Here is an 11994-nt window from a genome sequence, read left to right on the forward strand (position 1 = left end):
CGAAGATCGCTGGAAATGGAAAGGAAAAGTGGTGATGGTATTTACTTCTTATAAGAACCGAAGTCTTGAAGTCTGAAAAGACTGAATTACCAGTAATATGGATAAGAAGCGGGTCAGGGACTACATGACCGCCGATGTTGATACCATCAATATGAACCAGACCGCGCGTGATGTGATTAATGCCATCAAGGTCACATCACATGACGGCTTTCCCATTGTGGACAGGAATGTGGTCATCGGGTATATATCGGCCCGGGACCTCCTCTTCGCCCATCCGGATACACCTGTCAGGGAAATAATGAGTCAGCATCTGATCGTTGCAGATCCCGAGATGGCTATCGGTGATGTAGCACGTGTTATCATCAGATCTGGGATTCAGAAACTGCCGGTGGTGAACGAGAAGAACGAACTTCTTGGGATTATCTCAAACACCGATGTGGTCAGATCACAGATCGAGCACGTCTCACCTGACAAAGTGTACAAACTGATGGATACCATCGAACGACTTCATGGCATCAAACCACATCTTTCAAAAGGACCTGTAATGGTCAGTACGCTCCTCCCGACCCAGTCACGGATTTATATGGACGAACTTGAGGGGAGAATATACGAGATCAAGAAAGGACTTGCAGAGCCGGTCATAGTGATAAAAAAACCTGATCAAAATATTCTCGTAGATGGACACCACCGTGCAGTAGCAGCAAAAAGACTCGGGATTAAGATCCTGGAGGCTTACCTTATCGAGATCGCCGAGGATTTCGAACTTGGGCTTGAGCGGACCGCACGAGCAATGAAACTCAGGACCGTTGATGATATCCAGATTATGGATTACGCCCGTCATCCTCTTGTAGCAGGAACACACCGGTTCGGTGGGGCAATAGTTGTTGGAGAACCGATCAAAAACAGGGAAAAAGAAGATTAGGAGCCTTCGCACCGGGTATCGTATTCATCGTTGAGCACATGTTCGGTAACGACAGTGCCATCCGCGATAACGACATCTGGCCAGATCCGGGTATTAGAATGAACGGTAACCCGGTTTCGGATCACGCAGCGTGGTCCAATAACTGACCCGTGTTCAATGCTACATCCATCCCCGATCATAGTTTCGTTATCAACAATAGTTCCTGATACTGATGAACCCTGTCCGATAACGACCCGATTATAAATAGATGACGAGAGGAGCCTGACATTATTTCGTATCACACAGTTCTTGCCGATGGAAGTATACGGGCCGATAAGCACATTATCACCAATCGAGGTTCCTGAGCCTATCACAACCGGGCCGATTACCCTGCTATTGTTTCCAAGGTAGATCGAATTACCAAAATCAACAGGACCCTGAATGTTGGCGTTCTTCACGTCAAGATCACCGCTGATATTTGCGTATCGCATCTCCTGCAATTTCCACTTTTCAGCCTGCCTGAGCGAAGCAGGGCTTCCTACATCAGACCAGTTCCCCCTGGCAAGCCATCCATTGAGCGGGAGGTTCTTCTCCATCAAAAGTGGGAAGAGATTCTTGGCAAAATCAAATTTTACTCCGTCTGGAATGTACTCAAAAATTTCAGGAGAACAGACGTACATGCCGGTAGATGCAAGATTGGAAAAGATCTCTCCCGGCCCTGGTTTCTCCCTGAACCTGCGAATCCGATTCTCCACATCGATCTCGGCAATACCGTACTCAGACGGTTCATCGATACTGATAAGACCTATCGTGACGATGGCGGCACTCTTCAGGTGCTCCCGATAGAACTCAAGGAGGTTGAGATCGGTAACATGATCTCCCCCAACGACCAGAAATGGTTTGTCTCCAAGGTACTTCCTGGCGTTATGTACACTGCCTGCTGTCCCAAGCTTGCTTTCCTCATACACGTATGTAATGCTGACACCGAGTAGGGCACCATCACCAAGCGATTGCTCTATTGCATCCCCTTTATACCCAAGCGTTATGACCACGTCATGGAAACCAAGGTTGGAGAGATGGGATACCAGATGTTCAATGGAGGGCTTATTAACAATAGGAATACAGGGCTTCGGGCGTTCGAAAGTGAGAGGACGCAGACGTGTCCCTTCGCCTCCGCACATTATGCAGACCTTCATGCTTGTACCAATATTCGTCCTGCCCGAATATATGAACTCGGAGAATAGGATTAAAGAGTGTCTAGGCTGATACCGTCAAAGTCCTGCACAACTTCATTCAGATCCTTGACACCAAAGGCTGTTTTAACTGCCGTTATTTCAAGTTCTGATGCAACTGCACACATGTAATCGAGCACATCAATCGAGAGTTCTTTCTTTATTTTGCTCTGTTTCATCTGTTCAGCGAGCCGGCTGAGGGTATCAGGATCCTCTCCCCTGAGCCGGGCCAGACTGATAACACACATATAGATCCTGGTGAGATTTCGATCAGTGCCAGTAATAGTATCAAAAAAATTCCGAAGAACCTGAGCCTGAAAGATCTCACCTCCCATGTTTGTGGATTTATCTTGCGGATAGTATAAAAATGTAGCGAAGGTTACTTCGCAGTGCTCACTATTTTGATAATGTCTCCATCCTTGAGCAGAGTGGTCTCTTTGATTCTCATCTTTGTTTTTGCGTCAATGGCATACAAGAAGCCCTTGCCAATATCAGTATGAACCTGATATGCCAGATCGTGAGGTGTTGAACCTTTTTTCATCAGGAAGGCATCAGGAAGCACTCTCCCTTTTGCATCAGTGAGATGGGTCTCATCTTCAACCGGGTAGACTACGATCTGATCAAGAAGCTCAAAGACAGCACGGTTGATCATCTGCTGCACCCCGGTACCACCATATATCTCCATGAAACCACGGATCTTGGCAAGACCTTCCTGCTGGGCGGCGTTGAGTGTCACACCATCAGGAATTCTGAATCCTTCATCACCAGGATGATAGATGATTAGGTTGTGTTCAGCAGCAGAGCGAAGGGCAAGTTCAGCAGCGCCAGAGATGAGGCTGATGCCTGCGCCCTTTACTTTGGCAATTAGTTCTGCAGGAGCCTGATCTGCTTTGTTGCCTGCCTGGATCATCGGTTTTGAATACTTCAGAAGAATTCGTGCAAATTTCTGGAGATCTTCTGCCTGCGCAGATCTGAAATTTATCCCTGATTCGCGTTCGGCATCAACGACATGCTCTTCCCTAATGGAGAGACCTGCAAGCAATTCGGCAAGCCCTGCATACACATTGTAATTTTTAACCTGGGCCTGACGCTGCATCTTTGACCAGTGCTTTTCGATAATCCCAAAAAGCCACATCGTCATTTCAGTCTCAAGCATCGGGATCTCTTCAAGTGGATCGTGCGATCCAATATCGTCGGGAGCCCCTTCAATATCCGTTGCGCCACTAGCGTCAATGACATTGATAATGGCATCAGCCTGTCTCAGATGATCAAGGAACTGATTGCCAAGCCCTTTTCCGGTGTATGCATCAGGAACAAGCCCTGCAACATCAATCAGGTGAACAGGAACATACCGTATTCCGTCAACGCAGACTCCACACCGGTGCTCAAGAGAGGTACAGGGACAGGGAACCCGCACGTATGCGACTCCCCGGTTTGCATCTATTGTGGTGAAGGGATAGTTTGCTATTTCAGCCGGCGCTAACGTAGCCGCCCGGTAAAGGGTTGATTTTCCGCAGTTTGGTTTGCCTGCCAGTGCAAGGGTGATCATAGCTCGTACCTTAAACCTATGCGGTCTAACCGATATGTATGGGGTACTCTACCAAAAAGATCTGGTATTTTGATAAACCCGGTAGCGGGAACACCCAGGATGCCCTCAGGATTGCTACTGAGCGGGCAAAAGAACTTGGAATACGATATCTGATTGTGCCAAGCACCAGTGGCGAGACCGCTAAAACTGCTGCAGATACTCTGCGGGGAACCGAAATATCCCTGATTGTGGTCTCTCATGTCGTCGGGTTCTCAAGCCCTGGTGTCTGGGAGTTTGACAGTACAATCGCAGATGAACTCAGAGAGCAAGGGGTGAAGATCATCACCGGGACACATGTGCTTTCAGGTCTTGAACGCGCGTTCTCATCATCACCTAAAATTGGTGGGGGATCCCGGAGTGAGGCAGTTGCCGAAGCACTCAGACGGATAATTGCAATAGGTCTCAAAGTCGCAGTTGAGTGTACGCTCATCGCTGCTGATCAGGGAGCCATCCCAGTGAATGAAGAGGTAATAGCACTTGGTGGAAAAGCCAGCGGAGTGGATACGGTTTGTGTGATTAAACCTTCACATACCAGCCGATTCTTTGACCTTCAGGTTCGGGAAATTGTTGCTATGCCGCGGGAGCGGTGAACATGTCAGGAAGACCTTTTGCTGATACAATCAGCCTGCTCAGTAAACCGGTACTCTGGTTGCCAGGATTATATGCAGGGGCCTTAGCTACTGCATTCATTTGGCTCGCTTTCTCTGGAGGGGAATTCATCGCAGGAAAAATGATCTTTCTCGGGGCTGTTATATTTCCCTTCTTTGTAGCAGGTGCACTCGGTTGCATGAAAAGCGGGGAGTATACCATATCTCTTTTCGGAAGATCTGCAGTCAAGTTCTTTTTCCCTATTCTGCTTCCAGCAATAATAGCCGCTGCGATAATCATCCTACTCCTGATTCTCTTCAGTATCCCCTTTGCAATATCAGGGCACTCCGATCCATCCATGATTGCAGGATTATTCATAGGAATTACGATCCCGGTTATGATCTTTGCCTTTTTTGCTGACAATGTGGCAGTCTCGGAGGGACTTGCCGTATTTGCATCATTGAAACAGAGCATGATGATTGCCTCACGCTCTATCTTCATGGTAATTACCTGCTTTGTTGTCAGTCTGATAAGTGCAGGAGTAGTGGGAACCATTCTGGCTACAGTATGGGGAATGATTCTTTCGGATAAGTTCACCGAGTACATTAACCTTGGGGCCGCAGAGCAGCAGAAGATCTTTGCTGGATTTAGTCTTTCAGACTGGCAGCATATCCTCGGTTATGACGGACTTGTCGTGACCGCGATAACAATTGGGGTCAGTCTGATAATTCTGGTGCCATTTTTCATTGTATACAAACAGCAGTGCTACCTTTCTGCCCTTTCAGTTCCAAGTCCGGTTATACCTCAAACAGGGGAGTATGACGAAAAAGGACGATGGTATAAGTATTGAAAAAATGTTAAAACGCAGGGATAAGGACCACCCATAAAAGAGCTGTTACCACTCCTCCCCCAAGGGTCGCCAAAAAGTTTGTTCCTGCGTTCCCAATCACTTTTTTGTTCTCTAAAATTTCTCCAATGAGACTGTCGATATTTGCACCGATAAATCCTCCAGCCACACACGCAATAAACACCGGTATATCAGCAACACCCAGAAGGACAGCACATGCACCAATGAATGCAGCAGCAAAAAGACCTGCAATCTCCCCAGTGAGGGATACTCCTCCGTTTGTTCCTTCATCTACAGGCTTTAATGTGGTTATGAGGTACGGGCGTCCTGAACAGACACCGATCTCTCCTGCAACAGTATCAGAAGCAGCGGTTGCCACACTCCCGAGGTAAACAGCGATGAAGACTGGGTGATGAGACACGCCAAAACAGACAGCCGCAACTACCGAAACCAGCCCGTTAGCAAAGACGTTGACATACCCCCTGACGCCTCCACTTTCCTGCTCAACATGAAGGCTCTTTTTGTATTCCATCTGGTACCGGGTCGCTGCAGCGCCCAGGATAAAGAACGCAAGCATGATCATAAACCATGAAATCCCGGCAAATACGATGAGCAGAATTCCCACAAGTGCTGCAGAAAAGAGGCCGGCAATATCAGCGGTCTTCAGACGGTATGCAAAATATGCGAACCCGAATGAGATGAAGGCTGCAGTCGCAACCAGCGGGAGATCAGCCTGGAACTCAAGATTTTCTAAAAGTAACATAGCCAATGCAACTCCGATCAGTTCACCGGTTATTGCATAGGATTTCTTCTGCAAGATGGCATACAGCAGGATTGCGACAGTCACCCCCACAACCGCTGAAAGCCATGTCCCTGCAGTCATGTAAAAAATTACGAGGGCAGTAACCAGCAGGCCGCCAATCAGGGCGAGTGCATACTCAACAGGCCTCCCACCAGAATAGAAAAATATGAGTTCACGGGTTGCTACAATCAAGACTGTTGCACAGAGAACAAATGCCGGCACAAACCCGAAGAAACTGAGAACTCCCAGAATGAACAGGGCAACCGGAAGGGCAAGATCATTCATTCTGACACAGATGAACGCAGAGGTAAGAATCAGGAAAAAACCTGCCATTCCAGGGGGCATATGGGGTGCAAGCAGAGTAAGGGCAATAGCGGCAATGAATGCCTGCCATCTCCCCGGTATTATCATAGTACATAATTGGAGGATACATCAGATGAAGGTATCAGGATCAGACGATAGAAACCCTTTATCCAGATACCTCTAACGGTACCACTCAATGAATACTGAACGCAGGTTAATCCGCGATGGCCACCTGTTAGGCAGGTGTCTTCTCGCGTCCCTGACTATGCTTATCCTCTCTACTGCAATCACCACAGCGACACCCTCATTTTATCCAAATGAGGGAAAGATACCACTTAAAGTTCAGTTCTCCCTTCCCGGAGGGGAGAGCTGCGACTCAGTCAAATGGGACTTTGGAGATGGAAACTCATCTTCAGAAGTAAACCCTTCATACTCATACACAAGAATGAGTTTTTTTTATCCGCTTTGTGTATGCACCCTTCCCGGAGCGACAGTCACCTACTCCTTTGGAAAAATTGTTCCTGAAAATGCTGTATTTAAAGGAGTAGATGATACCCCACAGACACCGACTGATGTGAAGGTTGATGCCAAATCAGATAGTCTGGATCTTCAGGGTCTCATTAAACAGGGAAATGCATTTTACAATCTAGGACTTTATGATTACGCTGCAGCGTCTTACAAGAGTGCTATCCAGAAATCTGGTTCTGATCCACAGATTCTGGCAAAGTATGGTGATATTCTCGTGGGCCTTTCACGATGGGAAGAGGCCAAGAATGCATATAATCAGTCTCTATCCTTAAAACAGGACACAGATGTGTTGAATTCATATGGGGGAGCTCTCGTTCAGTTAAAGAAGTATGAGGAATCTCTTGTAGCATTCAACCAGTCACTTGTCATGGAACCGTCCAACCCAGGGGCATGGGCCGGGACAGCCAGAGCAGATTTAGGACTAAAACAGGTGAATGAGTCTGCAGTAGCATTCAAGAAGTCACTGGATATTGATGCATCACAGCCATTGGTCTGGAAAGAGTACGGAGATGTGCTCTTAAAATCTGACAATAATAATGACGCGATTACTGCATATGAGAAGGCAATTGCCCAGGGGGTTTCAGGTGCTGATATTTATATCAGTTATGGAGGGGCTCTTAGAAAAGTAGGGCGCAACGCGGAAGCCGAAAATGCAATCGCAACAGCCCGTAGTATGCAGAGTAAATTATACATCTCAAACATTGACGGTAATGTTCATTGTACAGCTGGCGGAGCGATGGCATAAGGGAACACATTTTTCATATCTAATATTTTCTGTTTGAAAGACATTCCATCAGATACATTACCCATCGCCCACAAACGGATAAGAAATGCCCTTGTCCGATCCACTTCCCAAAAATTATGATTATCGCGAGGTTGAGGCGCGATGGCAGAAAATCTGGAAGGAAGAAGACCATTACTTTCAAGAGAACTCAGATAAACCTCAATTTGTCATTGATACACCCCCGCCATATCCGACAGGAGAATTCCATATAGGTAACGCCTTTAACTGGTGCTACATCGATTTTCTCGCCAGATACAAGAGGATGAAAGGATATAACGTGATGTTCCCACAGGGGTGGGACTGTCACGGCCTTCCAACCGAGGTCAAGGTAGAAGAGACACATAAAATCACTAAAAATGATGTCCCCCGCCAGCAGTTTCGGGAGATGTGCCGCGCTCTCACAATTGGTAACATTGAGAAGATGCGTGCATCTATGCGTCGCATGGCGTTCTCAATAGACTGGTCGCACGAATACATCACCATGATGCCGTACTATTACGGCAAAACCCAGCTCTCATTTTTACGAATGTTTAAAGCCGGCCAGATTTACCAGAGCAATCATCCGGTTAATTTCTGTCCACGTTGCGAGACTGCGATAGCATTTGCTGAGGTCAATTATAGTGATCGGACCACGTCTCTGAATTTTTTCAACTTTGACGGTATCGAAATAGCAACAACCAGGCCCGAACTTCTTGCAGCATGTGTTGCCGTAGCGGTTCACCCAACAGATGATCGATACTCAGGAAAAGGAGGAAAAACCCTGAAGGTTCCTCTCTTTGGGCATGAGGTTCCGATCATCACCGATGAGGCTGTAGACCCTGCCTTTGGATCTGGTGCGGTCATGATCTGTACTTTTGGTGACAAGCAGGATGTTCTCTGGTGGAGAACTCACAATCTCCCCCTGCGTAAGGCCATCGACAAGACAGGGAAAATGACCGACATTGCAGGGAAATATGTTGGTATGACATCAGGGGATTGCAGAAAAGCAATCCTTGCCGAGATGCAGGAGCAGGGGATCCTCATCAGACAACAACCGCTTGAACAGAGGGTCGGCACATGTTGGAGATGCAAAACTCCCATTGAGATCCTGTCTGAAAATCAGTGGTTTGTTAAAATTCCACACGAAGCAGCGCTGAAAGCTGCTAAAGAGGTGAAATGGTATCCAGAGCATATGTTCCTGCGGATGGAAAACTGGATCGAGCAGATGGAATGGGACTGGTGTATCTCCCGCCAGCGACTCTTTGCCACTCCAATTCCTATCTGGTTCTGTAAGGACTGTGGCGAAATCATAATCCCTGAAGAGGCAGACCTTCCGGTTGATCCAACCGTTGACAAACCAAAAAAACCCTGTCCCAAATGCGGCAGCACCTCGTTTGCTGCTGAAACTGATGTCCTTGATACCTGGATGGACTCATCAATATCAGTCCTTCATGTAACCGGCTGGGATGGTAGTCAGAAAAAGCCACCACTTTTCCCTGCCCAGATCAGACCTCAGGGACATGACATCATCAGGACATGGGCATTTTATACAATTCTCCGGGCAGTTTCACTTGTAGGCGGAAGACCATGGGACCAAATCCTGGTCAACGGAATGGTGCTTGGTGAAGACGGCTTTAAGATGAGTAAAAGCCGGGGGAATGTTACTGTTCCTGAAGAGATCCTGAGCCAGTATGGTGCAGATTCTCTGCGCCAATGGGCTGCTGCAGGCGCTGCAACTGGATCTGATATTCAGTTCAATTGGAATGATGTTGTTGCTGCCAACAGGTTCCTGACAAAGATGTGGAACATCTCCCGGTTCGCCCTGATGCAACTATCACGCGAACCTTATAATGAAAAAGCACCAATTACCGCCCTTGCTGACCGCTGGCTCTTAGTCAGGCTCGATCAGACAGTCCGTGATGTCTCTGATGCTTTTGAAACATACCAGTTTGATAGGGGACTTCGTATGATCAGAGAGTTTGCATGGGATGTCCTCGCAGACAACTACATTGAAATCGTTAAAGGGAGATTATACGGGGGCAGCGGCAGGGACGGGGCCTGTGTTGCTATACAGACTGCATTAAACAGCCTCTGCAGAATGATGGCCCCGTACACGCCTTACTTTGCCGAAGAAATCTGGTCGGCAGCGTTTGAGGGCTCGGTCCATAAACAGCATTGGGTTGATTTCTCTTATACAGATCCACAGGCACTCGCTGATGGGCAGATGCTTGTTCGGATTGTTAATGAGGTCCGAAGATACAAACATGACAAGAATCTTGCGTTAAATGCCCCTCTCGGGACAGTAACAGTATATGCAACGGACCTGATCGACGATGCAGGCGATGGAAGTCTGGCCCTGAACTGTACACTGAAGTACATGGCAGGAAAGCCTGAACTCAGGCAGGTTACCACTGGTGTCTCCTTCAACATGGGAATCATTGGTCCGGCACTCCGTGGTCAGGCGAAGGGTTTCATGCAGGCAATCGAAGCACTGCCAAAGGATCAACTAGGTGTGCTGCCAAAGTCCATTATGGTGGGAGGAGAAGAGATAGCAGTACCTGAGGGATCAGTAATCCCCAAGATGTCCTACACTGTAGCTGGTGCAGCAGTTGAGATTATTACAGCCCAGGATGACCTTATTATAACCGTTGAACAGAAAGAGTAACCAGAATTTATATCAATCGATATCTCAACATTTTTTCAGATCAAATTTAACACATTAGACAATAGAACAAGAAAAATTTGATGGAATGTTGTGGTTTTTATGATGATCTGGAAAAATAACATGATTTCTTTTTTTAAAACTCATGCACAAGCACTGCTGGCAGGGTATTTAGGTATCTGTTGTGCTATCGGGCTTTTCTATAAATTTATAATTGCAGTTTTCCAGCCCCTGACATCAGATACTGTTTTGCCCGGAATTATTGCAATGGAGATGTGGCGACATCAGAATGGATTGTTGCAGGATATGGTGCTCCCCGCTCCTGATCCAAACGTCATTGAAGATATATGTTTTTACCTCATCCCCCAAATTTTGTCAAATTTCAATCCTCTGGCTCTAAAAGTATCAGGATTTTTTATTTTTATCTGCATCATTCTGATCTTCTCGCTTATCCTCTATTCATATGTAAAAAATAAAATCGCGATATTGGTATTCATAGCATTAATGGTCTCCTCATGTCCTTCTCAAGCGATTCGGGATTCCACGTATTATTATGCAAGTAAATTTCTTTTACCGGTTTTCCATAACTCCACAGTTTTTTTCTTTGGAATCCTGGTATATCTTACCTTTACAAAAAAATGGGATTCATTCCCAAGAATAATAGTCCCAATCAGTATTTTGGCACTTGTTACCCTTTCAGACTCATTACTGGTTATCTGGTTTGTAGCACCGTTGGTTGTAATGTATTTCTTCTCATGGAATACCAGGTTTCAACCTAGAACTTTATTCGTGGGTGTCTGCGTTTTAGTCTCAATAATTACCCATTTTATTAAATATTTCAACCCTATGCTCTATGAGTATGCAGATTTCTCGTTTAAATTATTTTCACGAACAGAAGGGGATTTTGCTAAATTTACTCTCCTTTTTCAGACATATCTGGTACCTGATTTTTTCTATTCCACTCTTATTCCGGGAATCATAATCATTACCACAATTGTTGGAATTTTGCTTATACTTGCATTATTTGTAAAAAGATCAAATTTTCAAAACGATGAAAAAGGGTTGGTAACCTTTTTCATCTCATCAATTATTTGTACAATGGTCATAATCATCCTGTTTTCAGAGATGGATGCATGGCCGTACATAAGTCAGATCCCAATACTCCTATATATCATTGCAGTTCTGCTAATTTTCAAATTTAATACTCAAATACACATTATGCAGCTGCTTTTGCTTATCCTGATTACCCTTAATCTGGTAATGCTCACAGGCCTTGTACTCACAATTCCTGCTACACCAAATGAAAATCAGTACTCCTTAATTCAAACAATGGAGGATAATGGTATCACCCATGCTTTTTCGAACTTCTGGGATGCCAATCTCATCACCTATCTCTCTAATGAGCGTGTAAAGGTGAGGGCTGTTGAATATGTGGGAGTTCTAACACCCTTCATTGATCTCTCAAATATTCAATGGTTTGAAAACCAAAGACTATCAGAAAGGCCATTGACATTAATTGTCCGAAGTGATGATAATGTAAACTTCTATTCATTCGTTGCTTCACATCCCCCTGATCGTTTCAATGACTTACAATATTACTCAGTTCTTCAGTACGACTCGCTGAACAGTACTTCTATCAGTGAAGTTCCAAATAACTGGCGAGAAAAACTTGGAACAGTAAGCATTGGATTTTCAAGAATCTTTGAAAAATTCCATTTGCTAACAAGTTCTTAAAACATTTTTTTGGGTCACTACAGAATTATCCTGCCATCCTCTTCAC

General features: G+C 45.8%; 10 protein-coding genes. 6 read left to right on the forward strand and 4 right to left on the reverse strand.

All coding sequences use genetic code 11. The features are described from left to right. Window positions 1-97 precede the first annotated feature (97 nt). Complete coding sequence (locus DK846_RS08480; protein WP_109968507.1) at window positions 98-922, forward strand: CBS domain-containing protein; 825 nt, start codon at window positions 98-100, stop codon at window positions 920-922. Here DK846_RS08480 and DK846_RS08485 read toward each other — a convergent pair. The 3 genes from DK846_RS08485 to DK846_RS08495 are packed head-to-tail and all read right to left on the reverse strand — an operon-like array spanning window position 919 to window position 3682. Beyond that, window positions 919-2097: a nucleotidyltransferase family protein gene (locus DK846_RS08485; RefSeq protein WP_109968508.1), complete on the reverse strand. Its 1179-nt coding sequence runs from the start codon at window positions 2095-2097 to the stop codon at window positions 919-921. The genes DK846_RS08480 and DK846_RS08485 overlap by 4 nt on opposite strands. A gap of 50 nt (window positions 2098-2147) precedes the next feature. Further along, complete coding sequence (locus tag DK846_RS08490) at window positions 2148-2468, reverse strand: hypothetical protein (RefSeq protein WP_109968509.1); 321 nt, start codon at window positions 2466-2468, stop codon at window positions 2148-2150. 44 nt (window positions 2469-2512) lie between these two features. Next, window positions 2513-3682 carry a redox-regulated ATPase YchF gene (locus DK846_RS08495; RefSeq protein ID WP_109968510.1) on the reverse strand — a complete coding sequence of 390 codons (1170 nt, stop codon included), beginning with the start codon at window positions 3680-3682 and terminating at the stop codon, window positions 2513-2515. A 38-nt stretch (window positions 3683-3720) separates the two neighbouring features. Here DK846_RS08495 and DK846_RS08500 point away from each other — a divergent pair, with 38 nt between their 5' ends. Together DK846_RS08500 and DK846_RS08505 are read left to right on the forward strand one after the other, a co-directional pair. After that, window positions 3721-4311: a pyruvate kinase alpha/beta domain-containing protein gene (locus DK846_RS08500; protein ID WP_109968511.1), complete on the forward strand. Its 591-nt coding sequence runs from the start codon at window positions 3721-3723 to the stop codon at window positions 4309-4311. Window positions 4312-4313: 2 nt separating this feature from the next. After that, window positions 4314-5159: a hypothetical protein gene (locus DK846_RS08505; protein ID WP_109968512.1), complete on the forward strand. Its 846-nt coding sequence runs from the start codon at window positions 4314-4316 to the stop codon at window positions 5157-5159. 7 nt (window positions 5160-5166) lie between these two features. On the opposite strand, the gene DK846_RS08510 is transcribed toward DK846_RS08505, so the two are convergent. Next, window positions 5167-6369 (reverse strand): TIGR00297 family protein, encoded by a 1203-nt coding sequence (locus tag DK846_RS08510; RefSeq protein ID WP_109968513.1) that lies wholly within the window; start codon window positions 6367-6369, stop codon window positions 5167-5169. 88 nt (window positions 6370-6457) lie between these two features. On the opposite strand from DK846_RS08510, the gene DK846_RS08515 reads away from it, so the two are divergent. The 3 genes from DK846_RS08515 to DK846_RS08525 all read left to right on the forward strand — a co-directional run bounded on the left by DK846_RS08515 (window position 6458) and on the right by DK846_RS08525 (window position 11948). Continuing rightward, on the forward strand, window positions 6458-7534 hold the full coding sequence (locus DK846_RS08515; protein WP_109968514.1) for a tetratricopeptide repeat protein: 1077 nt from the start codon (window positions 6458-6460) through the stop codon (window positions 7532-7534). Window positions 7535-7619: 85 nt separating this feature from the next. Then, entirely contained in the window at window positions 7620-10217 is a 2598-nt protein-coding gene (locus DK846_RS08520; protein ID WP_109968515.1) for a valine--tRNA ligase, read from the forward strand. Window positions 10218-10316: 99 nt separating this feature from the next. Next, window positions 10317-11948 carry a hypothetical protein gene (locus DK846_RS08525; RefSeq protein ID WP_109968516.1) on the forward strand — a complete coding sequence of 544 codons (1632 nt, stop codon included), beginning with the start codon at window positions 10317-10319 and terminating at the stop codon, window positions 11946-11948. Window positions 11949-11994 lie beyond the last annotated feature (46 nt).

It is taken from the genome of Methanospirillum lacunae, from assembly GCF_003173355.1.
Classification (GTDB): domain Archaea; phylum Halobacteriota; class Methanomicrobia; order Methanomicrobiales; family Methanospirillaceae; genus Methanospirillum; species Methanospirillum lacunae.